The organism is Streptomyces sp. NPDC058246, from assembly GCF_042881985.1.
In the GTDB taxonomy this organism is placed as follows: domain Bacteria; phylum Actinomycetota; class Actinomycetes; order Streptomycetales; family Streptomycetaceae; genus Streptomyces.
Genome location: NZ_JBHVWZ010000033.1, coordinates 19,163 through 45,942, shown reverse-complemented (window position 1 = coordinate 45,942; position 26,780 = coordinate 19,163). Strand labels below are relative to the sequence as shown.

20 protein-coding genes are annotated in these 26,780 nt (G+C 72.9%); 14 read left to right on the top strand and 6 right to left on the bottom strand.

The genetic code is table 11. The features are described 5' to 3' along the window. Window positions 1–116: 116 nt before the first annotated feature. From ACFVXA_RS33485 to ACFVXA_RS33445, 9 genes are read left to right on the top strand one after another with little or no spacing between them, the layout of a single operon-like run. Window positions 117–1,268, top strand: coding sequence for a glycosyltransferase family 4 protein (locus tag ACFVXA_RS33485; protein ID WP_383909292.1), 1,152 nt, complete (start codon window positions 117–119; stop codon window positions 1,266–1,268). After that, complete coding sequence (locus tag ACFVXA_RS33480) at window positions 1,265–2,023, top strand: class I SAM-dependent methyltransferase (protein WP_383736121.1); 759 nt, start codon at window positions 1,265–1,267, stop codon at window positions 2,021–2,023. Before ACFVXA_RS33485 ends, ACFVXA_RS33480 begins: the two co-directional genes overlap by 4 nt. Continuing rightward, on the top strand, window positions 2,020–6,492 hold the full coding sequence (locus ACFVXA_RS33475) for an alpha-(1->3)-arabinofuranosyltransferase family protein (protein ID WP_390028174.1): 4,473 nt from the start codon (window positions 2,020–2,022) through the stop codon (window positions 6,490–6,492). Before ACFVXA_RS33480 ends, ACFVXA_RS33475 begins: the two co-directional genes overlap by 4 nt. Beyond that, entirely contained in the window at window positions 6,489–8,009 is a 1,521-nt protein-coding gene (locus ACFVXA_RS33470; RefSeq protein WP_383909289.1) for a condensation protein, read from the top strand. The genes ACFVXA_RS33475 and ACFVXA_RS33470 overlap by 4 nt, the downstream gene beginning before the upstream one ends. Next, window positions 8,006–8,755: a class I SAM-dependent methyltransferase gene (locus ACFVXA_RS33465; RefSeq protein WP_384401569.1), complete on the top strand. Its 750-nt coding sequence runs from the start codon at window positions 8,006–8,008 to the stop codon at window positions 8,753–8,755. Before ACFVXA_RS33470 ends, ACFVXA_RS33465 begins: the two co-directional genes overlap by 4 nt. A 15-nt stretch (window positions 8,756–8,770) precedes the next feature. Next, window positions 8,771–9,676 (top strand): hypothetical protein, encoded by a 906-nt coding sequence (locus ACFVXA_RS33460; RefSeq protein ID WP_362024743.1) that lies wholly within the window; start codon window positions 8,771–8,773, stop codon window positions 9,674–9,676. After that, window positions 9,673–9,906 carry a Trm112 family protein gene (locus ACFVXA_RS33455; protein ID WP_362024586.1) on the top strand — a complete coding sequence of 78 codons (234 nt, stop codon included), beginning with the start codon at window positions 9,673–9,675 and terminating at the stop codon, window positions 9,904–9,906. The genes ACFVXA_RS33460 and ACFVXA_RS33455 overlap by 4 nt, the downstream gene beginning before the upstream one ends. A 26-nt stretch (window positions 9,907–9,932) precedes the next feature. After that, the gene (locus ACFVXA_RS33450) at window positions 9,933–10,814 is read left to right on the top strand and encodes an FkbM family methyltransferase (RefSeq protein WP_390028155.1); all 882 of its coding nucleotides are present in this window, start codon (window positions 9,933–9,935) and stop codon (window positions 10,812–10,814) included. Next, complete coding sequence (locus ACFVXA_RS33445; protein ID WP_390028154.1) at window positions 10,720–11,325, top strand: hypothetical protein; 606 nt, start codon at window positions 10,720–10,722, stop codon at window positions 11,323–11,325. Before ACFVXA_RS33450 ends, ACFVXA_RS33445 begins: the two co-directional genes overlap by 95 nt. Here the strand turns inward: ACFVXA_RS33445 and ACFVXA_RS33440 are convergent. The 5 genes from ACFVXA_RS33440 to ACFVXA_RS33420 form a co-directional block, all read right to left on the bottom strand. Continuing rightward, window positions 11,306–12,202 carry a hypothetical protein gene (locus ACFVXA_RS33440; RefSeq protein ID WP_390028153.1) on the bottom strand — a complete coding sequence of 299 codons (897 nt, stop codon included), beginning with the start codon at window positions 12,200–12,202 and terminating at the stop codon, window positions 11,306–11,308. The genes ACFVXA_RS33445 and ACFVXA_RS33440 overlap by 20 nt on opposite strands. A 172-nt stretch (window positions 12,203–12,374) precedes the next feature. Then, window positions 12,375–13,808, bottom strand: coding sequence for an FAD-dependent monooxygenase (locus tag ACFVXA_RS33435; RefSeq protein ID WP_390028152.1), 1,434 nt, complete (start codon window positions 13,806–13,808; stop codon window positions 12,375–12,377). Continuing rightward, window positions 13,805–15,121 carry an MAB_1171c family putative transporter gene (locus tag ACFVXA_RS33430; RefSeq protein WP_390028150.1) on the bottom strand — a complete coding sequence of 439 codons (1,317 nt, stop codon included), beginning with the start codon at window positions 15,119–15,121 and terminating at the stop codon, window positions 13,805–13,807. Before ACFVXA_RS33430 ends, ACFVXA_RS33435 begins: the two co-directional genes overlap by 4 nt. A gap of 6 nt (window positions 15,122–15,127) precedes the next feature. After that, complete coding sequence (locus tag ACFVXA_RS33425) at window positions 15,128–15,970, bottom strand: toxin-antitoxin system, toxin component (RefSeq protein ID WP_384401581.1); 843 nt, start codon at window positions 15,968–15,970, stop codon at window positions 15,128–15,130. Then, window positions 15,967–16,584, bottom strand: coding sequence for a transcriptional regulator (locus tag ACFVXA_RS33420; RefSeq protein WP_389749431.1), 618 nt, complete (start codon window positions 16,582–16,584; stop codon window positions 15,967–15,969). Before ACFVXA_RS33420 ends, ACFVXA_RS33425 begins: the two co-directional genes overlap by 4 nt. Window positions 16,585–16,829: 245 nt before the next feature. Here ACFVXA_RS33420 and ACFVXA_RS33415 point away from each other — a divergent pair, with 245 nt between their 5' ends. Together ACFVXA_RS33415 and ACFVXA_RS33410 are read left to right on the top strand one after the other, a co-directional pair. Next, on the top strand, window positions 16,830–18,341 hold the full coding sequence (locus tag ACFVXA_RS33415; RefSeq protein WP_390028149.1) for an acyl-CoA synthetase: 1,512 nt from the start codon (window positions 16,830–16,832) through the stop codon (window positions 18,339–18,341). Beyond that, a complete protein-coding gene (locus ACFVXA_RS33410) occupies window positions 18,334–19,719 on the top strand; it encodes a carboxyl transferase domain-containing protein (protein ID WP_389471011.1) in 1,386 nt (461 codons plus the stop codon). Before ACFVXA_RS33415 ends, ACFVXA_RS33410 begins: the two co-directional genes overlap by 8 nt. A 64-nt stretch (window positions 19,720–19,783) precedes the next feature. Here the strand turns inward: ACFVXA_RS33410 and ACFVXA_RS33405 are convergent, their stop codons facing one another. Next, a complete protein-coding gene (locus tag ACFVXA_RS33405; protein ID WP_390028148.1) occupies window positions 19,784–23,458 on the bottom strand; it encodes a S8 family serine peptidase in 3,675 nt (1,224 codons plus the stop codon). Between the two features lie 266 nt (window positions 23,459–23,724). On the opposite strand from ACFVXA_RS33405, the gene ACFVXA_RS33400 reads away from it, so the two are divergent. From ACFVXA_RS33400 to ACFVXA_RS33390, 3 genes are all read left to right on the top strand, one after another. Continuing rightward, window positions 23,725–24,762: a rod shape-determining protein gene (locus ACFVXA_RS33400; protein WP_362024555.1), complete on the top strand. Its 1,038-nt coding sequence runs from the start codon at window positions 23,725–23,727 to the stop codon at window positions 24,760–24,762. A 24-nt stretch (window positions 24,763–24,786) separates the two neighbouring features. Beyond that, window positions 24,787–26,328 (top strand): GAF domain-containing protein, encoded by a 1,542-nt coding sequence (locus tag ACFVXA_RS33395; protein WP_390028146.1) that lies wholly within the window; start codon window positions 24,787–24,789, stop codon window positions 26,326–26,328. A 204-nt stretch (window positions 26,329–26,532) separates the two neighbouring features. Further along, window positions 26,533–26,694: a hypothetical protein gene (locus ACFVXA_RS33390; protein ID WP_390028145.1), complete on the top strand. Its 162-nt coding sequence runs from the start codon at window positions 26,533–26,535 to the stop codon at window positions 26,692–26,694. The last annotated feature ends 86 nt before the right edge of the window (window positions 26,695–26,780 follow it).

Below are 26,780 nucleotides of genomic sequence, written 5' to 3'. Positions count from 1 at the left end.
CTCGCCCATTGCCCCCACTGGTTCGTTCCGCCCGCTGGTTCGTTCCACCCGTTCCACCCGTTCCACGCCCTGCCCCCCACGCTGAGTTCCGCACCCTGAGACGAGTTGGAGCACCTATGCCCCAGCACGTGCCTTCCTCGCTGCGCGCCGCGTTCCCGCGCCCCGCGCAGCACCTCCCGGCGCTCCCCCCACAGCCGCGCCGTATCGTTTTTCTCGCCCGCCGCGATCTCGGCAATCCGGCGGCGGGCGGCTCCGAACTGCTGGTCGACCGGCTGGCCGAAGGGCTGACCGGCCTCGGCCACCAGGTCACCCTGCTGTGTGGCGGCCCCGCGGCCTACCGCGACTACCGGGTCGTCTCAGCGGGCGGCGACCTGGGCCACTTTCTGCGCGCCCGCCCCGCGTTCCACCGCCAGGTGGGCGACTGCGACCTGCTGGTCGAGGTGTGCAACGGCCTGCCGTACCTGGCCCCCCTGTGGCACCGCGGCCCGACCCTCTGCCTGGTCAACCACGTCCACACGGACCTGTGGAAGATGCGGTTCGGCGGACCGCTGGCGCCCGCCGCCCGGCTGGGCCGAAGACTCGAACACTGGGCGCTGGCCGGCGCACAGCGCCGTAATCTGCTGGTCGCCGTCTCTCCGTCGACGGCACACGCCCTGCGCGCGATCGGGGTCGAGCGGGACCGCATCCGGGTCGTGCACAACGGGGTCGAGGAGCCGGGGCCGCGGGCCACGCGCTCGCCGGAGCCGCTGTTCGTGGCGATGGGGCGGCTCGTGGAGTACAAGCGGATCGATCTGCTGCTGCGGCTGTGGGAGCGGGTCCGCCCGGTCACCGGCGGCCGGCTGGTGATCGTCGGAGACGGCCCCGAACGGGAACGCCTCGAACAACTCGCCGGTCCGGGCGTCGAGTTCGCCGGACATGTCTCCGAGGCCGAGAAACACCGGCTGCTCTGCGCGGCCTGGCTGCTGCTGCATCCGTCCGCCGTGGAGGGCTGGGGCCTGGTGGTCACCGAGGCCGCCGCGCGCGAGACCCCGGCCATCGCCTTCGACGTACCCGGACTGCGCGACTCCGTGGTGGACGGCGAGACGGGTCTGCTGGCCCGTGGGGAGTCCTCCTTCGCGGCGGCCTGGTGCACGCTCGCCCTGTCCACCCACCGCCGCACCCTGATGGGCAAGGCGGCCCGCGACCGCGCGGCCCGCTACCGCTGGAACCACACGGTCCGCCAGTTCAGAGCGGTGGCCGCGGAGGCGGTGAGGGGCTGGACGCCGTGACAGCCCCCGACGAGGGTGTGGGTACCGGCCTCAAGGACCCCTCCATACGCCGGTCCGTCGCCCTCTTCCGCGCCTTCCTGCACGAGCAGGACGACCCCGAGGGCTGCTACTCGCTGCTCGCCCGGGACGCCGCCGACCAGGTGGAGGCGTACGGCGGTACCGTCGCGGGCCGCACCGTCGTGGACGTCGGTGGCGGCAGCGGGTACTTCACCGAGGAGTTCCGGCGGCGCGGCGCGCACGCGTACCTCTTCGAGCCGGACGTACGGGAGTTGGGGCCGAAGCCACCGCAGGCCGCGGTCGTCGCCGACGGGTATCTGCTGCCGCTGGCGGACGGGGTCGCCGACGTCTGCTTCTCCTCCAACGTCCTGGAGCACGTGGCCGATCCGCAGACGTTCCTGAGCGAAATGGTGCGCGTGACCCGCCCGGACGGGCTGATCTACGTCTCGTTCACCAACTGGCTCTCCCCGTGGGGCGGCCACGAGTGGGCGCCCTGGCACTACTTCGGCGCCGAGCGGGCCCGGGCCCGCTACCGCCGCCGTACCGGCAAGGCAGCCAAGCACACCCTCGGCGAGAACCTCTTCGCCGTGCACATCGGCACCACCCTGCGGCAGGTGCGCGCCCGCGACGACGTCACGGTCGTCGCGGCGCGCTCCCGCTACTGGCCGTTCCTCGCGGGAGCCGTCGCGAAGGCGCCCGGGCTGCGCGAGTTCGCCACCTGGAATCTCCTCCTCATCCTCCGGCGGTGCCCACCATGACGACCACGGTCCAGGCTCCTCCCCCGGCAGCCGTCCGCCCCGGGGCCCTCACCTCCGGACCGCCGGAGGGGCCGCGGTCGCGGCGCTGGCTGCTGGGGTTCTGGGCCGTGGTGTTCGTGCTGTTCCTGGTCGTGCACCCGGGGCGGACGACCTTCGACACCAAGCTCGGTGTCGCGCTCGACCCCTGGCAGTTCCTCTCCGATCTGGGCCAGTTGTGGCACGACCGGGGCGGTTTCGGCGGCATCCAGGACCAGTACGTCGGTTACGTCTGGCCGATGCTGCCGTTCTACGGCCTGTGCAGGCTGGTCCATCTGCCGGTGTGGCTGGCCGAGCGGCTGTGGCTGTCGCTCGTGGTGTCCGTCGCCTTCTGGGGCGCGCTGCGGCTGGCCGAGCGGCTGCGGATCGGGAGCGGCTCTTCAAGGCTGCTCGCCGCCGTCGCCTACGCGCTGTGGCCGGTCTTCACGATCGTCGTCGGCTCGACCTCGGCCGCCGCGCTGCCCGGCGCCTTCCTCCCCTGGGTGCTGCTGCCGCTGACGAACGAGCGGTACTCGGCCCGGATCGCCGCCCTCCGCTCGGCGCTGGTCGTCCCCTTCATGGGCGGTGTGAACGCGGCCGCGACCCTGGCCTCGCTGCTCCCGGTCGGGCTGTATCTCCTCTCCCGTCCGCGCGGGCCGCGGCAGCGCAAGCTGATCGCCTGGTGGGTGCCGGGCGTGATCCTGGCGACGGCCTGGTGGTGGACCGCCCTGCTGATGCTCGGCGTCTACGGCGAGAACTTCCTTCCCTACGTGGAGACTTCGGCCACCACGACCGGCACCATGTCGGCGACCGAGAGCCTGCGCGGGGCCGGCAACTGGGTCGCGTATCTGCATTTCGGCGAGGCCTGGCTGCCGGCCGGCTGGACCGTCGCCGCCTCGGCGATCGTGATCGTCTGTTCGGCGCTCGCGGCCGGGCTGGGGCTGGCCGGGCTGGCGAGACGCGACATGCCGGAGCGCCGCTGGCTCGTGCTCACCGTGGTGTCCGTCGCGCTCATCACCCTGGCCGGGTACGGCGGTTCGTTCGGAGCGCCCTTCCATGGGGTGGTCCAGGACTGGCTGAACGGCTGGCTCGTCCCCTTCCGCAACATCTACAAGTTCCAGACGGGGCTGGCGCTCGCCCTGGTCTTCGGCCTCGCGCATCTGGTCGGCGTCGCCTCCCAGACGCGCGGTGCCCGCCCCGTACGCGGCCGTCGTCTCGCGCCGCTCGTCGCTGCGGTGCTGATCCTGCCGGGGCTCGCCTGGCCCTATCTCAACGGGTCGATCCTGCAACCGGGCTCGTTCCAGCGGCTCCCCGCGTACTGGCAGTCCACGGCCGACTGGCTGAAGAAGTACTCCCCGGACTCCCGTGCGCTCGTCGTGCCCGCCACCGCGCACGGCATCTACACCTGGGGCTCCCCCATCGACCAGCCCCTCGACGTGCTCGCCGACTCCCGCTGGGCCCAGCGGGACTACGTCCCCTTCGGCACCGCGGGCAACCGGCGCGCCATGGACGCCGTCGAGCAGGCGCTGATGACGGGCGGCCAAGTCCCGGGCCTCGCCGACTACTTGAGCCGGGCCGGGCTCTACTACGTCGTCGTACGCAATGACCTGGACCCCGACCAGATCGGCTATGTGCCGACCGCGACCGTGAAGCGGAGCCTGGAGGAGTCCGGCTACCGGCGCATCACCGGTTTCGGGCCGGTGACGACCGGCGGGCGGATCGCGAACGACACGCCCATGCAGGTCGAGGGCCTGTATCCGCGCCAGCGATCCGTCGAGATCTACGCGCCGGCCGACCAGGACGTGCCGAGGCCCGGGCAGGCCGGGCTGAAGCCGATCGCGGACACGGCCGTCGTGTCGGGCGGCCCCGAGGCCCTGCTCCCGCTGGCCGCCGACCCCTCGATGCGGGGCCGCGCCGCCGTGCTGACCGGCGACAACCATCCGGGCCTTGGCACCTCGCCGGTGCAGGTGGTCGGGGACGGGCTGCGCCGCGCCGACACCCGCTTCGGCCTGCTCAACAGCAACACCTCGTACACCTACACGCCCGATCAGCGCAACGACAGTGACAGCGTCCAGAACCCCGGCGCGAAACCGCACCAGATCCTGCCGGCCAAGGGCATCCGACACCAGACGGTCGCCCAACTGCGCGGCGCCCGCTCGGTGACCGCCTCGTCGACCGGAAACTGGCTCTTCCACCTCCCGCAGTACGACCCCGTGAACGCCTTCGACGGCAACCCCGACACGGCGTGGGCCGAGGGCGCGGCGGGCTCGGCGAACGGGCAGTGGCTGCGGATCCGCTTCGAGGGGGCCGTCGACGTCCCGTCGTCGTTCAAGGTGACTCCGCTGCCCCAGGACGGCGTCCGCTCGGCGGCGACGCGGGTGCGGGTGGAGACGGAGAAGGGCTCCGTCACCAGCTATCTCCAGCCGAACGGCATGGCCCAGTCGATCAAGGCCCGCCCCGGCTCGACGAGTTGGCTGAAGATCACGATCGTCGGCTCCACCGAGCAGCACGCGGGTCTCACCGGCGCGGGCTTCTCGGAGATCGATCTGCCGGACGTCCAGGTGACCCGGCTGCTGAAGCTCCCCACGGACGCCTCCGGTTCCGACGCCTCCTCCGAGATCGTCTCGCTGCACCGCACCACCGACCCGACCGGACTCTCCCCGACGGGCACCGAAGCCGGCCTGCACCGCACCTTCTCGACCTCGACGGCGGGATCGTACGAGATGAAGGCGAGCGCGGTCCCGGTGCCGGGCGAGGGCCTCGACAAGCTGCTCTACGAGGTCGCGCCCGAGCAGCAGAGCCGGATCACCGCGACGGCGGACTCGACGGCCGGGCTGGGCGCCGGTCTGTCGGCGCGCAATCTCACGGACGGTGACCTGACGACCGCGTGGATCGCGGGCGACAACCCGACGATCCATCTGAGCTGGACCGGCAAGCAGCCGGTCTCCTCGATCGTGCTCGCCCCGGCGGGAGGCCTGTCGACCCGCCCGACGAAGGTGAACATCAGCTCCCCGGACGGGGCGGCGATCGTCGGCGTCGACGAGAACGGCTGGGCCCGCTTCGACCCCATCACCACCGAGCACCTCGACATCACCGTCACCGAGACCGCGCCCCTGACCGTCCACAACCCGGTCGCCGACGACGACCTGCAGCTCCCGGTCGGACTCACGGAGGCCTACATCCCGGGCCTGGACCAGTACCGCACCCCGCAACCCTCCAGCACCCGGAAGTTCACACTCCCCTGCGGTAAGGGCCCGGTCGTCGCGGTGGACGGGAAGCTGTACGAGACGAGCGTGACGGGGACGGTGGGCGACCTGGTCGAGCGTCGGCGCGTCGAGGTGACGCCCTGCCAGGAAGGGCGCACGGACGCGGCCTTGGAGCTCACCGGCGGCTCGCACCGTGTCGAGGCGGGCGACGGCGGACCGCTCGCCCTCACGGACGTGACACTGACCCGCGGCACCGTCCCGGAGGCCACCACCGCCGGGCGCGACCTCGCGATACGGGACTGGCTGGGCGACCGCCGTACGGTGACGGTCGGCTCGGGCGCGGCCTCGTACCTGACGACGTACGAGAACTACAACGACGGCTGGAAGGCCACCCTGAACGGCAAGGAGCTCACGCCGGTACGGCTCGACGGCTGGCAGCAGGGCTGGCGGATCCCGTCCGGGGCGGGCGGCACCGTCAAGCTGTCGTACGAGCCCGCCACCACGTACAAGGCCGGGCTGATCGGCGGCGGCGTCGCCGTGGCGGCTCTCGTGGGCCTCGTCCTGTGGCGCCGTCGCTCACCCAACCCCGACGAGCCGCAGCCGGTACCGCCGCTGCCCGGGCTCTGGCTCGGGCTGGTCGCCCTCACCCTGGTCGGGATCGTGATCGCGGGCTTCTTCGCCCTGCTGGTCCCGGCACTCGCCCTGCTCGCCCGACGCCGGCACACCCTGCTCGTACCGATCGCGTTCCTCGCCCTCGCGGGGGCCGGGATCGCTGCCGCCACGGGAGCGGGCTCGCCGGTGTCGGCGGACGGGGGAGCGTTCGGGCCGGTGGCCCAACTGCTGGCGTTGATCGGCCTGTTCGCCGGTCTGGTGAGCGTCGGGGAACCGCGCGCCGCCGGCGCGACGGCCTCTCGCTGGGCGGCGCACCCGGTGCCCCCGGCGGCTCCGGTGCCGGCCTCGTCGCAGGCTCCGACGGCACCGCTGCCGCGGCGGGTGCGGGGGGAGAGCGGGGGGCCCGGGGCCACTCCTGCAGCGGGCACGCCGGGTACGGAGCCCGGCGCTTCGGAACCCGCCTCCTCCGGTGTGACCGCCGGCCCGACCGTCTCCGCCCGCGGCCCCGGTTCGGCGCAGCCCGAGCCGCCCGATCCCCCGACGGCACGCATCGCGTTCCGCAGACCGAGGTTCCGGGCGACTGAGCCCGAGGATCCCGGCGCCAAGAACGACACGGGGAGGGGCGACACCCCATGACAGCAGTGGAGCACCCGGCACGGGACGGCACGGACGGTCCGCTCCGGCCTCCCGCCCGCGTCCCGTTCCCGGTGGTGGACGAGGTCGCCCGCCACTGCCTCCAGGAGCAGGAGCCGGAAACGGTCCACATCGAGGTCCACCTGCCCGGCCGCCTGGACCCTGCCCGCCTGAAGACCGCGTTCACCGAGGCCCTCCACCGCCACCCGCGCATCCTGATGCGCGAGGCCCCGGGCCCTTGGTACCGCCGGCGCTACGAGTGGGAACTGACCACGGACCCGGACGTGGAGGTGGTGTCGTTCACAGCCGCCGGCTCCGACGCCCTCCGGGACGCGCGGACCAGGGCCCTCCTGGAGACCCCGCCCCTGTCGTTGTCCCCACCGATACGCCTGGAGGTGGTGGACGGCGCGGGCCCGGCGGTGGGAAGCGAGGCGACGGACGCGGTAGGCGCCGTCGAGGCCGACGCGGCTGTGGGCCTGCGCGGCGCCAGGGGCGATGGGGGTCCCCCCTGTTCGAGCGAAGCCGAGAACGTGCGGGAGGGTGGGCACAGCGGCACCCCGCGGGCGCCGGGCTCGCCGGCCTCCCCCCACGCAGGCCCCGCCCCAGGGCACCCACACCCCAGGGGCACAGTCCTCTTCCTCACCATCAACCACACGGCCCTGGACGGCCCCGCCTGCCTCCGCATCCTGGCCACGGCAGCCGAGCTGTACGGAGGCAAGGACAACACGCCCGCCGCGCCCCCGGTGCGTCTCCCCGACCCGACGGACACCCCCCGGGTGGACGCCCCCTCCACCTGGACACCACCCGCGAGGGTCGCCCCGGGCACCCCCGAACCCTCCCCCGGCAACGGCCTGCTGGTCACCGAGCTCAGTGTCCCGCGCCGCCCCAGGAACGCCCCGTACACGGTGAACGACCAGCTCATGGCCGCGACCGCCCTGATGATCGCCCACTGGAACAGAGAACACGGCGCCCGCCCCCGCCCGCTGCGCATCACGATGCCGGTCGACGACCGCCCCCGGGGCACGGACATGCCGATCGGCAACGGGACGAGACTCGTCGAGGTCACCTTCGCCGCCGACGAGGTGAACGCCCACGCCATGGGCGAGCTGCTGCGCCGCACGGCGAACCGCACCCGCGCCCTGAAGTCCCTCGACCGCCCCCAACTGGGCCACGGAGCAGACCTGTTGACCGCCCCGATCGTCCCGGTGGCATGGCGCGCCGCCCTCACCCGCGGTCTGCGCAGGGCCGCCGGCCCCTGGACGTCGACCACCCTGCTGAGCAACATCGGGCGGATCCCGTACTCCCTGGACTTCGGCGGGACGGCGGGCCGCGCGCACGCGGTGTGGTTCTCGGCCCCGGCCCGCATGCCCCGTGGCCTCACCGTCACGACCGCGTCCACCGCGGGCCGCCTGCACCTCGCGTTGCGCTGGTCGCGCACCCTGCTCGGCCACGGCGACGGCGCCCATCTCCGCGACCTCTTCGAGCACTACCTGCACGCCACGGAGGAGGGCTCTCCATGACTCCCGCGACCACCACCTCGACCACCGCCGTACGCGGGGGACTTCGCGACTTCTACGAGGATCCCGCCGTCCCCGTCGCCTCCGGCACTCCGCGCAGCCTGCGCCAGGCCCGCATGCTGGCCGCCGCGCTCGGCCCGGCCACGGCGGGCGTGAAGACCGTCCTGGACATCGGCTGCGGCGACGGCACCGCCGCCGCGACCGCCGCCCCCCTCCTCGCCGGGCACCATCTGATCGGCGTCGACTGGTCCCAGGACGCCCTCAGACGCGCCCACGCCCGCATCCCGTACGCGATCCGCGGCGAACTCACCGAGGGCGGACTGCCGTTCAGGACGGCCTCGGGCGACGCGGTGCTCTTCAGCGAGGTCGTCGAGCACCTCGTGGACCCGGACAGCGCACTCGACGAGATCCGCCGAGTCCTGCGCCCCGGCGGCCATTTGATGCTCTCCACCCCGAACCTCGCCGCCTGGTACAACCGCGCCCTGCTGCTCGCCGGCGTCCAGCCGGTCTTCTCGGAGGTGAGCCTGCGCGCGATCCACGGCCGCCCGGGCAGCGAGGTCGTGGGCCATCTGCGGCTCTACACGGCACGCGCGCTGCGGGAGTTCGTGACCGCGTCGGGCTTTAAGGTCGTACGGCTGGCGGGCGCGCCCTTCCACGGCGTACCGCGCCCGCTGCGCCCGCTGGACCGGCTGGCCTGCGCGGTTCCCTCGGCGGCCTCCATCCTCCTGCTGCACGCGCGAAGGACGTAGCCCATGTGGTGGGGAGTGGCCGCGGCCCTGCTGGCGAACGTCCTGTACAGCACCGGATTCGTCCTGGAGAAACGCGCGTTGGCGGCCCTGCCCGAGGTGGACATCCGCCGTCCGGCGCGGCTGCTGCGCCTGGTCCTCGGCAGCCCGCTGTGGATCGGCGGCTCACTGGCCCTCGCCGCCGGCTTCGGCGCCCAGCTCGCCGTCTACCGCACCCTTCCGATCGCCGCCGCCCAGGGCATCTTCGTCTCCGGGCTGGTCCTGCTGGTGCTCCTGTCCTCCCGGCTGCTCGGCGAGGAGACGACCGGCCGCGAGCGGTACGCGCTCGGCGCCATCCTCGCGGCCCTGCTGATGGTCGTGCTGTCCCTGCGCCAGGGCACGGACACGGTGAGCCGCGGCGCCCCGGCACCGCTGATCCTCACGGTCTGCCTGCCCTCGCTCGCGGCGGGCATCTGGCTGTACGCGTCCGCCGAGCGCCGTTCCCAGCACCGGCACCGGATGCCCACCACCGGCGTCGAATACGGCGTGGCGGTGGGCCTGTTGTACGGCGTCAGCTCGCTCGCCATCAAGGGCGTGTCCAGCTACCTGACCACACGTGACCTGGGTGGCGCGGTGGTCGCCCTGCTCCGCTCCCCGTACCCCTATCTGCTCCTCTTCACGGGCGCGTTCGGCCTGGTCATGTCGCAGGCCGCGCTGCAGCGCTGCCGGGCCTCGCTGATCGTGCCCGTCTGTACGACGGTGACCTGTCTGTTCACGGCGGTGCTCGGCACGCTCGCGTTCGGCGAGGCGCTCCCGCACGAACCGGTGCGGCTCGCGCTGCGCCTGGCGGGCACCGCCCTCGCGGTGTCGGTGCTGCTCGTCATGCCCAAGCACGACACCGCGCCCCAACCCCCCATCGGTGCCAAGGAGTTGACGCCCCCATGAACCCCGACGACCCGCTGCTGAAGATCCTGGCCTGCCCGCTCGACAAGGGCCCGCTGCTTCTGCTCCTGCCGGACGAGTCGGTCGCCTCCGCGTCGCAAGAGGCTCTCTACAACCCTCGGCTGCACCGCCGCTATCCGATCGTCGACGGCATCCCGCAACTGCTGCCGTCCTCCGGCGAGCAGGTCACGGAGGACGAACACGAGGAACTCCTCAAACGGATGGCCCCATGACAGACCTCGGCCCCAGGAGGGGGCACGTGACTAAGACCCTGGCCGCCCGCCTCGCCCCGCTCCTGCCCACCCGGCTGGTCGCCGCCACCGCCCGGTGGCTGTATCCGCGCTTCGAGCCCGAGCTGGCCCGGCTCTCCGAGCTCTGCCCGCCCGGCTGCGGGACGGCCGTGGACGTGGGCGGCTGGTACGGCCCCTGGACCCGGCGGCTGTCCACCCGGGCCCGGCGCGTGGTGACCGTCGAACCGGTCCCCCACCTGGCCCGGCTCCTCTCCGCCACCACCCCCGGGAACGTCCGCGTGATCCGGGCCGCCGCCTCCGACCACCGGGGCACGGCCCCCCTGTGGCTGCCCCCGGACGACGCGGGCGACCGAGGCGTGTCGTCCCTGGTCCGCAGGGACATCCACGCCCGCGCCCTGACGGTCCCCTGCCTCACCCTCGACAGCCTGGACCTCCGCGAGGTCGGCTTCATCAAGATCGACGTGGACGGCAACGAACTGGCCGTGCTGCGCGGGGCGCGCACCCTGCTGACCCGCGACCGCCCGGCCCTCTTCGTCGAGCTGGAGTCCCGTATCCAGCCGATCGCCCCGGTCGTCGCCCTCCTCACCGAGCACGGCTACGACGGCTGGGTCCTCCCCGGCGCCGGCTGGCTCCCCCTCGCCTCCTTCCCCCTGGAGGCCCACCAGGCCGCGACCTCGTACGTCGTCTCCCAGGGCCTGCTGCGCCGGGTGCTGCCGCCGCACGGGCCCCGTTACGTCAACTCGGTCCTGTTCCTTCCGGACGGCCGCCGCCCGGGCGAGGCCCGCGTACGCGACCATGGACCCCATGCCGGCCAAACGCCCCACCAGCCCCTTCACCCCACTCGACTTCCAGCTGGTCCTGCTGCGCCGCATGGCCGACCACAACCCTGACCTCGTCGAGGGCGCCCGCCACGAACTGGGCGTCTCCATCGCCGACATGCGCGAGGCCAACCGCCGCTGGCAGGCGATGCGGCACGCCCCGCGCTCCCGCGGCGCGGTCTCCCGCTACCGCTCGATCCTCGGCGAGCCGGAGTCCGTCACGCCCCGCCGGATCGGCGACCTGGCCTGCGAGGCCCTCCTCTGGCCCGTCCCCCTCTGGCCCGGCCTCCGCTTCGAGGTCCTCGTCGCCCCGAACGGGGTGGCCTGGAACGAGTGGCTGGTGCGGGCCCCCGGAGCCCCCGGCCCGGTCCTGGAGACCCTGGACGACCTCACCCCCTGGTCCTGCACGGTCGACGAGGCCGCCCACGCCTTCGCCCCCGCCCGCCCCCTGGAGGGCACGGCCCCCACCCGCTGGGGCCTGGCCTTCACGGCCCCCGACGCGTCGGGGGTGCGCCACGAGTGCGCGGCGGAGTTCACGTGGGGGCTGCTGCAACGCGTCGGCGTCAAAGGGCTGCAGCCGTGACGATCGCCTCCACGACGGCGGACACCGAACCCGGGTGCAGCCAGAGGAAGAGATTCGGCTCGACCAGCTCCAGCTCCATCACGCACGGCTCCCCGTCCTCGCCGTCGACCAGATCGACGCGGGCGTAGAGGAGGGTGTCGGCCCCGCCCGGTACCGCGGCCAACGCGCTTGCGGCGACGGCCCGTTCGGCGTCCGTCGGCTCCCAGACCTGCAGCCGGGGATGCGGCACCTTGGCGCCGTCGAACGGCGTCCCCGGCTCCAGCACGGCGCCCTTCCGGCTGGCGTGCAGCAGCCGCCCGCCGTAGAACTGCAACGCCCGCTCCCCACCCGCGTCGATGCTCCGCACATACGGCTGCACCATCGCGGTCAGCCCCTCCGCGTGCATCCGCGCGAGCTGCCGTACGGCCGTCTCCCGCTCCTCGGGCGCATACCGGGCGGCGTATCGCGCGCCCGCCCCGGCGGCGGGCTTCACCACGAACTCGTGGGCGTCGGGAAGGTCGACCGCGTCCCCCGGCGCGAGATACCGGGTCGGCACGACCGGAACCCCCGCCGCCGCGAGATCCCCCAGGTACCGCTTGTCGGTGTTCCACCGCACGACCGCCGCCGGATTCGCGAGCCGCGTCAGCCCCCCGCAGCGCTCGGCCCACGCCACGAACTCCGTCACCCGCCAGCTGTAGTCCCAGGTCGACCGGATCACCACGAGATCGAATCCCGCCCAGTCGACCTCGACGTCGTCCCAGTACGCGACGACGGCTTCGGCCCCGGCGGCCTCCAGAGCCGCCCTCAGCACCGGAAGATCCCGGTCCGCGCTGATCTCCTTCTCCCCCGGCCGGTAGGTGACCAGCGCGATACGGGCGCGGTCGGCTGTGCGGGCCACGGCGGACCCCCTCCTCGTACATCGATCCCGGGACGATCCCGCGGCAGGCTAACAACCGCGGGTGCTCACGCCGCAAGCCATTTGACCTCGCGGTCGGGCAGCTGGAGCAGGCTCGGCCGGTGGCATGGCTGGGCGGACGTGGTGGAGGCGGGTGCCGCTGCCGGGTCGCGGTTCAGTCGGAGCGGGCGGCCGCCGCCTTCCACTCCTCGTCGGTCAGGGGCGGACCGGTGAGGCGCGGCCTGAGTGGCCCGACGACGGCGGCGAGGAGGATGCCGGGGGCGAGGAGGACATGCGCGCCGCGCTCCAGCGAGGACACGTCGGTGAAGCGGCGCGCGACACGGCCGTTGCCGGTGGCGGTGTACAGGAGCCGGTCGACGTACGCGGCCAGGATCCTGTCCCTGAGTGTGGGGCCGGTCTCCGTCGCGCCCGGGAAGAAGACGTCCTGGCCCGTGGCCAGGTCCCAGGCCGCGTCGACCGGCCGGGCCACCGCCTTCTGGAGGGCGCGGGCCAGCCGGGGTGTGCCCCAGCCCCGGCGCCGGATCACCTCGCGCAGGGCGACGGCGCTCTGGGCCGCGACCGACATGCCGTGCCCGTAGACCGGGTTGTACGCGGCGAGCGCGTCGCCGATGACGAGGAAGCCCTCGGGCCACTGCCGTGAACGCTCGTAGTAGTGACGGCGGTTCGCGGTGGTGCGAGTGAACGCGACGCCGGACAGCGGCTCGGCCCCCGCGATGAACTCGCCGATCAGGGGATGGCGCAGCTCCTCGGTGGCGAACCGCTCGAAGTCGCCCTCGTCAGAGGCGGGTTCGCCGCCCCGCGTGCCATACAGGGTGACCATCCAGCGCCCGTCCTCGATGGGCAGCAGGACGCCGCCCCGGCCCGGGCGTCCGTCGCGCGGATCGGGTTGCACATTGAGGACGGGGAAGCCGTGCCGCGCGTTCTCGGGGGCGCGGAAGACCCGACTGGCGTACGCGAGGCCGGAGTCGACGTGCCGTACCGCCGGCTCGGGCAGGCCGAGCGCGGTGAGCCACTCCCGAGCGCGGGAGGCGCGTCCGGTGGCGTCGACGACCAGCTCGGCGGGGAGCGTGCGCTCGGCGCCGTCATGGCTTCGGACCCGCACACCCGTCACGGCGGTCGCGGTGCCCTCCAGACCGAGTGCCTCGGCGCGCTGAACGAGCTCGATCCGGTCGTCGTCGAGAATCCGCGCGCGAACCGTCGCATCCAGGAGGTCACGGCTGCACAGCGTCATGTGGTGGGACTCGTCCCAGCGGCGGAACCAGCCCTGCGACGACAGCGCGACCATGTCCGTCGTCAGCGGCAGCCGGTGCGCCCCGGCCTTCGCGAGCAGCCCGGTGACACCCGGGACGAGTTCCTCCATCGCCTGCGCACCGCCGGACCACAGCAGATGGGCGTGGAGCGCCTGCGGCAGGTTCTTGCGGCGCTCGGGCCCCTCGGGCAGTACGTCGCGCTCGACGACGGTGACGACGTCCGCGAACTCGGCCAGGGCGCGGGCCGCGAGCAGTCCGGCGACACTGCCGCCGAGGACGACCGCGGATCTCAGCGGCCGGGCACTGGAGGGTTCCTGGCTCACGGGGCCGGCACTCATGAAGCGGGCACGCTCTCTGCCGCGGCGGCCGCGCGCTCGCGGACCGCCCTGATGTCGTCGGTGTGGCGGAGGGCCCGGGACACGTCCTCGATCCCCTCCAACAGGTCTTCGATGTCCGGGCTGCTCAAGGGGCACAAGGGGCTTGCGTGGCCTGAGTGGCTCGCGTGGCTTCCATGGCTTATGGGGCTCACAGGGCTCTTAGAGGTCAAGGGACTTGAGGAGTTCAAGGGGGCGGTCGCGGTGGCGGCCCGGTATCGCCGCTTGGTCTCGATGGCGTCCTGGATCGTCACGGCATGGGCGAGCGGGCGGGCCCGGTCCTTCTCCCGCCCGAGACCCACCGCCGCGTCGTACGCCCGCCGGTCCAGGTCCTCGTCGAGGTAGCGGGCGAGGTGGAGCAACGCGTCCCGGATGAACGTCTCGCGGCGCGTCAGGCGCAGTTCGGGGGTGGCCCGCAGCTTGAAGGGGACCCGGCCGCCGGTGACGGTCCGGGTCAGCAGGTACAGGGGCCGCAGCCGCCAGTGGCTGAGCCGGGTGCGGGCGCGGCGGTGCAGGTACTGCCCGGCGTGCGGAAGGATGAACCCGACCGCGATCAGGATGGCGGAGAGACAGGCGACGGGCGGCGACAGGTCGGTGCTCAGCCAGTCCAGGTCGTGACCGGTCCAGCGGGCGAGGACGGCGCCGAGCTTCGAGCTGTCGTAGATCAGGTTCATCGCGTAGCCCACGCCGAGCAGCTTCAGACCGCCGCGCAGCCACACGTCGAGCCCGTCGGTGCGGACCCAGTTCCGGATCAGCCGGAAGGTGATGAGGCAGGCCGCGGTGTGCGCCAGCAGGTAGAGCACGATCTCTTCGCGCATGAACGCGGTGGTGGCGTAGTACGTGTCGAGGTCCCGCACCCGCTCGACACGGGCGTCGGCGAGCGCGAACAGCACCCACAGCGCGACGATCACGCCCGAATAGACGCTCACCACCCACCGGGTGGCCCGGCGGGTCGTCGCCGAGCGGTCGGGGATGCCGTTGCGCCAGGCGGTGATCAGCAGCAGACAGGAACCGCAGAACGCGGTGATCAGGCTGTAGACGAGGGGGGCCGAGATGTTCGGTACGCCGGTGACGCGGTTGGTCCACGCGATGGTGGACGGCGCCGCGAAGACGAAGACCCCGCAGGCGAGGACGAGCAGGCCGCCGACCGCCCGGAGCAGCGGGTCCTTCCAGAGCTTGATGATGCTGGGCAGTTTGATCCCGAGGGCGGCGGTGAGGACGGCCGCCGGTATCCAGAAGGAGATGTACAGGCCGTCGAAGAAGCGGGAAGGATTCATCGCCGGTCAGTCCTCGGGTCCGCGGTAGCCGAGGGACGCCTGGATGGCCCGGCCGACCGGGTCGACGGGGCCGCTGGTGCGGGAGCCGGTCACCCAGGACCGGAAGACGCTGGCGAGGTGCAGGCCGAAGTCCTCGGCCTCCGCCTCGTCGGCCTCGTGGGATCCGTTGCGGGCGGCGACGGTGAGGGCGATCTCCTCCCAGACGGGGCTGCGCTTGTCGGGGCTGCGCTCGTGCGGACCGTGGGAGGCGGGATCGTGCCGGTCGGGACCGTGGGAGTGGGGATCGCGCCGGTCGCGACCGGAGGAGTCGGCGTCGTGCCCGTCGGGACCATGGGCGTGGGGATCGCGCCGGTACGGACCGGAGGAGTGAGGATCGCGCCGGTCGCGACCGGAGGAGTCGGCGTCGTGCGAGTCAGGCCCGTGCGAGTCGGGCCCGTGCCAGTCCGGGTTCTTGGACAGGGCGCGGGCGGCGGCCGCCGCGCCGTCCACGTGGTGGTCGCGGTGGCCCTCTTTCATATGCCACAACTCATGGCCCAGGATGACGAGTTGCTGCACCGTCTCAGCACGCTCCTCGATGATGACGAGGTCGAAGTCGTGGAACTCCATCCACAGACCGGTGACCTCGATCTCGTCGGGGAACCGCTCGAAGCGGAGCTGGACGGGTCGGCCGCCCCGGCGCCGGCTCATCTCCTCGCACAGGGCACCCGCGAGCTCCCGTACGTCGACCGGGATGTCGATCCGCTTCCGCAGTACGCGGCTGAGCTCCACCGCGAGGGCACGCATCTCGGAGTCGCCCCGGGGCGTACGCAGCGCCGCCGTGAGCCGACGGAAGGTGCCGGCCATCCTCATCGCTCCGCCTCCTCGCCGCTGAGCAGGGATTCGAGCATGAGGGCCAGCGCCTCCTGCTTGCGGGGCGTGAGCCGCTTGCCGCGCAGGGCGAGGGTGACGACTCCGTGCTTGAGCGTGAACCTGAGCAGCGGTCCGTCCTGCGCGGTGCCTTCGAGTTCCCGAAGGATGCGCTGAAGGGCGCCGTTCAGGGCGACTTCGGCCGGATCCGTGAAGAACTTCGTGCCCTCGGCGATGTGGAAGAACTCCGCGAGCCGGGTGAGATCCGGCACGTTCGGCATCTTGTCGCCGTTGAGCAGGGAACGTGCCCACTTCTCGCTGATCCCGAGCCGGGCGGCGACCTCCCGGCACACATCGGCGGGCCGCCTCCCGCTCTCCGCGAGACAGGCCTCGTACAGCGCGCGCACACGCCCCCGGATGCGGTCGTCCACCTTGTCCTCGTGCGGCGCCGCGCCGTCGAGCAGCGCCCGGATCTCTCCCTCGGATACGGCTGTCCGCCCCGACAGCACACGAGGGTCGAGGACTTCGCCCCGGTCGAGGCCCTGCTCCCGGATCCACGCGTCGAGGCGGGCGAGTGTCTCGGGAAGGGTCGTCGGGGGCGTCGGGGACTCACTCACCAAGGGGCTCCCGGCAGTTGACTCGTCAAGTTCTCGCGCTGTGGGCCGAGACTACGTGGCCGGGGCGGCCGGCGCCACGGTTTCCCGAACGATCGTTCCCACTTCGGGAACGATCGTCACGCCATGCCGAGCATCACGTCGGCGGTATCGATCTCGTGCTCCGGCAGGTTTCCCTCGCCCTGGTGTAGGAACGGTTGTGTGGTGACGTGGCACCGCAGAAGGTCCTCTACTGCCAAGGAGTACGCGTGTCCTCCCTCTTTCCGGCCCTGGTGGGCGGCTCGGTCGCGGAGCGGTCCGCGCTGCGTTTCGGTGATCGGTCCCTGACGTACGCGGAACTCGCCGCCTCGGCGGGTGAACTGGCCGCGCGGCTCGGCGGCGCCCGGAGGGTCGCCGTGTGGGCGACGCCGACCCTGGAGACGGCCGTCGCAGTGGTGGCCGCGCTGCTCGCCGGGGTGCCGGCCGTGCCGCTCAACCCGAAGTCGGGGGAGGGTGAGCTGGGGCACATTCTCGGCGACAGTGCGCCGTCGGTGGTGCTCGCCGGGCGGGGTGATGAACTGCCCGAGAGCGTGGAGGGGTTGGAGCGGATCGATGTCGAGGTGTACGGCACCGGAGCAGTCACCGTGCCGACCCCGGAGGCCGACCCCGCCGGCCCCGCCGACCTAGCCAGCCCCGACGACCCCGCCCTCATCGTCTACACCTCCGGCACCACCGGCCCGCCCAAGGGCGCCGTCCTGCCACGCCGCTCGATCGCCTCGACCCTGGACGCGCTGGCCGACGCCTGGCAGTGGACCGGCGACGACGTGCTCGTACACGGGCTGCCGCTGTTCCACGTGCACGGGCTGATCCTGGGCATTCTGGGGCCGCTGCGGCGCGGCGGGTCCGTACGGCATCTGGGGCGGTTCAGCGCCGAGGGCGTGGCGCGGGAGCTGAACGACGGCGCGACGATGCTGTTCGGTGTGCCGACGATGTACCACCGGCTCGCCGAGGCACTCACCGAGGACGTGGAGCTGGCCAAGGCGCTCGGCCGGGCCCGGCTGCTCGTCTCGGGGTCCGCCGCGCTTCCCGTGCACGACCACGAGCGGATCACGGCGGCGACCGGACGCAGGGTCGTCGAGCGGTACGGCATGACCGAGACGCTGATGATCACCAGTGTCCGGGCGGACGGCGAGCCACGCCCGGGCACGGTCGGCGTACCGCTGCCCGGCGTCGATCTGCGGCTCGTCGAGGAAGACGGGACGACGATCGCGGCGTACGACGCCGACGGCACCCCCACCGGCGCATACGACGGCGAGAGCGTCGGCGAGATCCAGGTCCGCGGGCCGAACCTCTTCACCGCCTATCTGAACCGGCCCGAGGCCACCGCCGCCGCGTTCACCGAGGACGGCTGGTTCCGCACCGGCGACATGGCGGTCATCGACCCCGACGGCTCCGTCCGCATCGTCGGCCGCAAGGCCACCGACCTGATCAAGAGCGGCGGTTACAAGATCGGCGCCGGGGAGATCGAGAACGCGTTGCTGGAGCATCCGGCGGTACGGGAGGCCGCCGTCACCGGGGAGCCCGACGACGATCTCGGCGAGCGGATCGTGGCCTGGATCGTCCCCGGCGATCCCAAGTCACCGCCGTCCGCCGACGAGTTGGCCGACCATGTGGCCCGCCGCCTCGCCCCGCACAAACGGCCGCGCACCGTGCGCTTCCTCGCGTCCCTGCCCCGCAACGACATGGGCAAGATCCTGAAGCGGGCGCTGCCGCGTGACTGAAGGACGGTTCTCGGCGCGCGAGGCCATCGCCCTGGTCACCGACGGCTTTGCGGAACTCCCCTCCCCGGCGAGGGGATACGAGTCCGACGGGCCGCTCTCCTGGCAGGGGTACGACGCCTCGCGCGCCCGCGCCGTCGCCCGCACCGGCGAGGAGGAGTCCGTCGTCTGCGGCACCGCGGCCCTCGGCGACACCCCGGCGGCACTGATCGCCTTCGAGTTCGGCTTTCTCGGCGGCTCGCTCGGCGAGCGCACCGGCGACCGCCTGGAGGCCGCGTACACCCACGCCCGCAAGCACCGCCTCCCCGTCGTCTCGCTCGTCGCGACCGGCGGCAGCCGGATGCAGGAGGGCATGGTCGCGCTCACCCAACTCCAGCGCGTGGCACGGCAGTCGGCGCTCACGCGTGAGGCGGGGCTCGCGCAGATCGCCGTACTGCGGGATCCGACGACGGGCGGCGGCTGGGCCACGCTGGGCGCGGGCGCCGACGTGACACTGGCGCTGCCCGGCGCCCAGGTGGGCTTCGCGGGCTCCCGGGTCCGGCCGCCGGACGCGGATCCGGCCGCGTACACGGCGGGGGCGCAGCTGGCGGCGGGCGCGGTGGACGCCGTCGTACGGCCGGAAGACCTACGGGGCACGCTCGCCCTGTGGCTGAGCCTGCTCACCAGGCCCACGCCCGGGGACGCGTCCGCCACGCAGCCCCCGCCCGCCGAGCCCTCACCCGGCCCCGCGCCGGTGCCGCCCGCCCTCGGCACCCCCGTCCTCCCCACCACCGGCTGGGACGCCGTTCAGCGCGCCCGCTCCCCCGAACGGCCCCGTGCGGAGGCCTACTTGGACGCCTACTTCGCGCGCCGCGCGGCGATCAGCGGGGACCGGTGCGGTGGCACGGACGACGGCATGCTGTGCGGCTTCGGTTTCGCGCGGGACGGGCGGCCGGTAGCCTACGCCGCCCAGTGCGGGACCGCGACCCGTCCGGCCGGATACCGCACCGCCGCCCGGCTGATCCGTCTCGCGGGCCGACTCGGCATCCCCGTGCTGACGTTGGTGGACACCCCGGGGGCCGCGAACGACGCGGACGCCGAGCGGCAGGGGGCCGGTGCCGCGATCGCGGACCTGTTCGCCGCGGTGGCCACCGCCCGTACGCCCGTCACCACCCTGGTGATCGGCGAGGGCGGCTCGGGCGGTGCGCTGGCGCTGGCCGCTCCGGGCAACACCTGGGCCACGCCGGACAGTTACTTCTCGGTGATCGCCCCGGAGCTCGCGGCCGCGATCCTGAAGCGGACCCCGGCAGAGGTCGAAGCGACGGCCGGACAGCTCCACATTCGCCCGCAGGACCTGCGAGACCTGGGAGTGATCCGGGGCATCACGGAGCACGGGAACTGAGAACGTCGGCGGTGTCGCCTCCCCCCTCCCAAGGGGAGGCGACACCGCCTGCACAGAGGGGCGGCTACCGCACTCCTACCGCCCGGACGACCTCCTGCCGGACCGATCCGCCCCGGTCGTCACCGGCCGAGGCCCGCAGCGAGACGAAGTCCGCGTCGCGCGGCACGGTCAACGTCCCCTCCCAGGAGGACTTTCCGCCGCTGAGCGAGCCCGTGAGCGGCACCGTCCGCCACGTCTTCCCGTCGTCGTACGACACCTCCAGCCGCCCTCCCCCGATCGTCCCGGCGCCGGCCGCGCCTTTCACGTACTCGGCGTAGAGCCCCACCGGCACCCGGCTGCCGCCCCGCACATCGCCCGCGAGGTCGGTGTCGACGTCGTAGCCGAGGTTGAGGAGCGGGAGGAAGGTGTAGTGGTCCTCGGGGGTGGCCGCCGATCTGACGGTCCACTCGGAGTGGCCCTCGGTGGACAGCTTCCAGCGGTCCGCGTCCAGCGTCGTGTCCGTGACGACCTTGTACGTGTGCTCGTCGGCGGGCGCGTCCCACACGTACGCACCCGAGCCCTTCCGCCGGTCGACGAGTGAACCGTCCTGGTACACCTCGGTGACCTGGGTCATCCCGGTGTCGTCGCTCCACACGTCGCCGAAGCCGGTGTGGTCGGGCCCGGAGTCTCCCCAGCCGGGGGTGTTGAACTGGATCTGGTTGCCGGCGCGTTGCTGTCCCCAGCCGAGTCCGGTGCCGAGCCACGGGTGCCAGACGGGCCCGAACCAGTTCAGCGCCGGGTGCGTGCCTCCCTCGTACCGGATCAGTCCGCTGCGCTCCTCCAGGGTGCCGTCCCCGACACTCACGGACTCGTGCCACAACTGCCCGGCGCCCGTGGAGACATAATCGGTCCGCTCGGCCGGGTAGTCGATCCGCTCCTGGAAGCCGATCCCGATGGGGAAGGCGTCGGTGATCGAGTACCGGAACTCTCCGCCCGAGACCGGCTTCACCGCGTGGAACCGGGTGTCCAGTACGGCGAGTTCGTGCTTGCCGGGTTCGTAGGTGAGGTCCCCGCGCGGGATGGCACCCTGGTGGCCCTCCGAGAGGTCGTACACGTACGGCGTGTCGCGCGTCCCGGTCATGTCGACCCTCCCCCGGGCTTTGGACGGCGCTCGACCCCGGGAGACCCCCAGGAGTGCCCGCAGCCGCGCCGCGTCCGCCGCGTTCACCGTGGCGATCTGGAGCGGCCGGTCCGCGTCGTCGTCCGTCCCGAACCAGGCGTTGAGGCGTCCCGGCGAGTCGTCGGTCACGAACAGGGCCCTGGCGCCCGCGTCCTGGGCGGCCTGGGCGATCGCGGCGGGCTCGACGCCGGCGGCGAGCCGTGCGAGCACGGCCTTGCCGCGCACGTCCTTGCCGGTGAAGACGCCGTCCCCGACATCGACGAGCGGCAGCCTGCTGCGCCCCTCGATCAGCGTGCCGCCCGGCTGGACGACCGCTTCGCCGATGCCCTCCACCTCCAGCAGCGGCTTGCCGAGCCGCCACACCGTCCGGTACTCGAAGCCGCCCTTCGTCACCTTCGGCGTCGGCGCGGCGAACACGCTGTCGTACGCGACGGGCACCTGAACGGCGCCGAACAGGTCGGAGCCGCCCGCGTTCCGGTCGTACTCCATGAGCAGCTGCCGGGTTTCGGTCCGCCGGTCGGCCTTCGCCCGCACCTCCCGCAACCGGCGTCCGTCCAGGGTGACTTCGCGGTTCTGGTCGAGGGTGATCTCGGGGGCGGCGAGGAAGCCGAGGCCGAGCGAGTCCGCGCCGTGGCTGCCGTGCACGTCGAGGAAGGACGTCAGGCTGTACGTCCCCGGCTTCAGCCGGAGCTCCACCGTCCCGGAGTCACCGACGGCCGCCGGGAACGGGTCGACGCCCGCGGCGAGCTGCTGGACGACGACGTCGGCGGCCGTGGCCGCACCCTCCCGGTCCTTGATGTGCACAGTGAGCGTGTACCGCTCCTCCTCCTTGACCAGCCCGAACGCGGTGTGCGCGACGGGCGTCCCGGCCACGGAGGCGACGATCTGCCCGGAGGTGTCGCCCACCGGCGCGTTCGAGCCGTCGCCGGTCACCGTCGTGGAGGCGGTGCCGTGCGCGGGCACGGTGAGCGTGGAGTCGGCGAGAGTGGCCACGCCGTCGGGAGCGCCCTGCACACCGAGGCTCAACTCGACGGCCGATCCTGATGAGTTGGTGTACGTCACCGTCCTTGTCACGGGCTTGTTCGCCTCGTACGGCCAGCTGTAGTACCCGAGGTCCGCGCTGCCGGTGGCGGTCACGCTCGCGTCCACCGCGTCCGGAACACTCACCCGCCCCGCGCCCAGCACATACGCGGAGGAGTCGAGTTGCTTCGACGTCGACATCAGCGCGTCCTTGAGCTGGGCGCCGGTCCAGTCGGAGTGCTCCTCCGCGAGCAGCGCGGCCACGCCCGCGACATGCGGGGTGGCCATCGACGTACCGCTCATGGAGGTGTAGTAGCCGCTGCCGCCGACGAGCCCTGAGCGTGCGGCGAGGATGTCGACGCCGGGGGCGGCGAGGTCGGGCTTGAGGGCGTTGTCGCCGTAGCGGGGGCCCGCGCTGGTGAAGTAGGCGGCCTGGTCGGCGGAGTCCACCGCGCCGACGGTCAGCGCGGAGTCGGCGGCACCGGGCGAGCCGATGGAGGAGGGGGCGCCGGTGTTCCCGGCGGCGACGACGAAGAGGGCGCCGGTCTCCCGGGAGAGGGTGTCGACCGCCTCGGCCATGGGGTCGGTGCCGTCGCTGGGCTCGGTCGAGCCGAGGCTCATGGAGATCACCTTGGCGTGCACGTCCCGCGCGGCCCACTCCATACCGGCGATGATCTGCGACTCGCTGCCCGAGCCCTGGTCGCTGAGCACCTTGCCGACGGCGAGCGTGGCCCCGGGCGCGACGCCCCGCTCCCTGCCGTCGGAGGCGGCGCCGCTGCCGCCGACGGTGGAGGTGACGTGCGTGCCGTGCCCGTTGCGGTCGGCGACCTCCTGCCCGTCGATGAAGCTCCTGGTCTCAGAGACCCGTCCCGCGAGATCGGGATGGCCGGTGTCGACGCCCGTGTCCAGGACGGCGACCGTGACGCCCTTCCCGGTCAGCCCGGCCTCCCAGGCCTTCGGCGTGCCGATCTGGGCGTTGCTCTCGGCCATGTCCGCCTTGACGCGTCCGTCGAGCCAGACCTTGCCGATGCCGGACCGGTGGGTCAGGGACTGCCAGAAGGTCCGCCCCTTGGCGGCGTCGACGGCGGCGCCGCCGATGCTCGGTAGGGCGCGCGTCGTCTCGGCGCCGCGCGGAGTGACGGCGCGTGCCCGCTTCTCGTACGTCACGATCAGCGGCAGCTCCGCCGTCTTCTGGTCGGTGAGCCCCTGCCGTATCAGCTCGCTCACGTCGAACAGCCGTCGGTCGAGGGTGCCCGCCCGCAGATACGGCAGCGCCTCGTCCGGTACGACGGTGACGGCGCCGTTCACCACCTGGGTGCGCACGGCGCCGGTGGCGCCCTCGGGGCGCTCGACGGTGACCGTCTTCTTGCCGCCGCCGAGGTCGGTGACGGTCACCTTGTCGCCGGTGACCAGGGAGACGGTGCGGGTGGCGGAGGCGGGCCTCGTCGCTTCCGCCGAGGTGCCGGAGTCCCGCGCGTCCGCCTGCCCCGGGGGCAGCAGGGCGAGCACGAGCCCGGCCGACAGCAGCGCGGCTCCGCGTCTCGCTGGTTCTCTGGTCATCGATGCCTCTCTTCGTCAGCGGCCGTCGGCGGCAGACCCTGGTCGTGCTGCGAAGAGTGTCGGGGGCCTTGTGTTGCGGGGGAGTTGCCGGAACCTGGCGGGAAGGCGCCCTGGCGGCTTCCCGCCAGGACAGCCCAAGATCACCCATCCAGCGGCACCCCGCCCGGCCCCCCACAGAGAGCGCCCCGCACGCGGCGCCCGCACGATGCGAGAGAGGACCGCCGACCGGCGGGTCCCCACGGTCTGCGCTCTCGGGAGGACCTGCCATGACCGCCAGTCTGGAGCGGCTGCGCCGCTGCCACTTCGCCGTCGACCTGGGCGCGGCGCGGACCCGTGTGTACGTGAAGGGCGCGGGCCTGGTCGTCGACCAGCCGAGCGTCGCCGCGATCAACACGAAGACGGGCGCGCTGATCGCGGTCGGCGAGTTCGCGGAGAAGATGACGGGCCGCACGCCCGACTACATCCGTGTCGTACGGCCCGTGTCCGGCGGCACGGTCGTCGACATCGAGATGGCCCAGCGGATGCTGCGCCATCTGCTCGGCGACAAGGTCCGCCGTACGCTGCGCCGCAAGCCGCGGCTGCGGGCCGCCGCCTGCACCCCGCACGACGCCGACCCGCTGGCGCAGCGCGCCGCGATCGAGACACTGGTGGGTCTGGGGGCGCGGCGGGTCGAGCTGGTCGACACGCTGATCGCCGCCGCGGTGGGATGCGGGCTGCCCGTAGAGCAGCCCGAGGCCACCATGGTCATGGTGTGCGGGGCGGCCGCAACCCAGCTGGCCGTGCTGTCGCTGGGCTCGATCGTGACCGCCGAACGCATTCCGGTCGGCGGCGAGGCCGTCGACCACGCGATCGTGCAGCATCTGCGGCACCACCACGAGCTGATGCTGCCGAGTCAGGCCGTACGGCCCCTGCAACTCGCCCTCTCCGGGAACGGCCTCACCACGCACGGCCCGGCGTCGACCGAGATCCACGGACGCGACGTGGCGACCGGCCTCGCCCGTTCCGTGCAGGTCGACACCGCCGCCGTACGCGATGCCATCCAGACCCCGCTCACCGCCGTACTGGACGGGATCGGCAAGGTGCTGCGCTCCTGCCCGCCCGACCTGGTGGCCGACCTCGCGGACCGCGGGATCATGATGGTCGGCGGGAGTGCGCTGCTGCCCGGGCTCGACCAGATGCTGCGGCAGGCGACGGGCATGCCGGTGCACATCGCCGAGCGGCCCGACGTGTGTGCCGTCCAGGGCCTGGGCTACATGCTGGAGGGCAAGATCGAGCCGCTGGTCCTCGACCCCGCGGCGGGCTGACGGCCCCAGCGTCCAGGGCCCCGTATGAGCGACCCCGTGCCCCGTCTCCCCGCGCTCCTGGAAGCCGTCCTCGGTGTCGGTACCGATCTCGAACTGCGGGCCACCCTCCAGCACATCGTTGACGGCGCGGCCGAGTTGACGGGCGCGCGGTACGCGGCGCTGAGCATGGTCGACCCGGGGCACGACGGGCTGATGGAGGTCCGTACGGTGGGCCGGCCGGAGACCGAGCCGGGGACCGAGGTCGAGGCCGCGGTCGAGAACGGCCGGGGCGTCGTCGGCCGGTCGGACGATTTCCTCGGCGTCCCGATCCTCGTCGACGAGGAGATGTTCGGGAATCTCTCTCTCGCCGACAAGCTCGACGGCCCGTTCACGGACGAGGACGAGCAGCTGCTGCGCGTCCTCGCCACCCAGGCGGGCATCGCGATCGGCAACGCCCGCCTGTACGAGACCGCACGGCAGCGCGAGCGCTGGATCGAGGGCGCGGCGGCCGTCACCACCGCACTGCTCCACGGCGAGGCCGCCGACGACGCGCTGATGACCGTCGCCGAACGGGCCCGGATGCTCGCCGACGCCTCGGCAGGCGTCATCCTGCAGCCCACCGATGACGGCGGCATGGAGATCGTGACCGCGTCCACACGGGAGGACCCCGGTGACATCGTCGGCACCACCATCGCCCCGGGCAGTCCCGTCCTCGAACAACTCCTCGGTGGTGAACCGGTGTTCATCGAGGACTCCGCGACCGACGCCCGGATGACGACCCCTGTCCGCACGCGCTTCGGGCCGAGCATGATGCTCCCCCTCCAGGCGGACGGCCGGCTCATCGGCACGCTCGCGCTGCCCCGCCGACGCGGCGACCGGCCGTACACCTCGGTGGAACGGCTGCTGGCCACGCAGTTCGCCTCGCAGGCCGCGCTGGCCCTGGTCCTCGCGGACGCCCAGCACAGCCGCGAGCGCCTCGCCGTGTACGAGGACCGCGACCGCATCGCTCGCGACCTGCACGACCTCGTGGTACAACGCCTCTTCGCGACCGGCATGATGCTCGAATCGACGCAGCGCAGGAGCACGGCCGACAGCGGCACGGGCGACGCCGGCAGGGGCGACAGCGGCACAGGCGATACCGGCGCGGGCGGCGGCGGTGCGGGCGAGGACGTGTACGCCATCCTCGGCCGGGCCGTCGATGAGTTGCAGTCCACCATCCAGGAAGTGCGTACCGCCATCTTCGCGCTGCAACAGCCGCCCGCCGACGCCCCGACCACATTGCGCGGCAAGGTGCTGCGCGAGACGGCGGGCGCGGCGGCGGTGCTCGGTTTCCAGCCGTCGACCCGGTTCACCGGTGCCGTGGAAAGCCGTGTCCCGGAGTCGGTGGCCGGTCATCTGCTCGCGAGTCTGCGCCGCGCGCTGGCGGCCGCCTCGCACCGCACCGGGGTGTCCCGTATCGAGGTCACGGTCGACGCGGCGGCGACCCTGCCCGACGGCCGCGCCGCCGTCCGCCTGACGGTCCACGACGACGGCGCCACGGACGCCGGCGACACGGGCACGACGGCCACCTGGCAGTCACCGATCTGATCCGCGGACACCCGCCGAACTGACGTTCAGCATTCACTCGGACAGCCCAGCGTTTCCTGTTCCACCGCCACCCGCATTACCGTCGGCCGGACCCGGCAATATTGCGGCGGAATCGGCCGATCCCACAGGCCATTGCCGTTGATCTCCTGTAGGGTCCGCCTAAGAAGAAGAGATATCCCCCGCCTCAGACTCGAAAGTCCTAAAATGAACCTTTCGGTGACGCCGACGACGCACCAGCCAGCCGACCTCCGGCCCGTGCGCAAGCAGCACACGCCCCTGTCGGCCATCGCCCCCGCTGCCGGACGGGCGACGGGCATCCCCGGAAGGCGTCCGGTCAAGCCGATCACCTTCGACTCGGCCCTCTAGGCGTCAGACTTCGCCATGGGCGCACCGGCGGCTCCACGACCGCCCGTGCGCCCGTGCCCGCGCTCCGGAGCCATCAACCGCCTTGC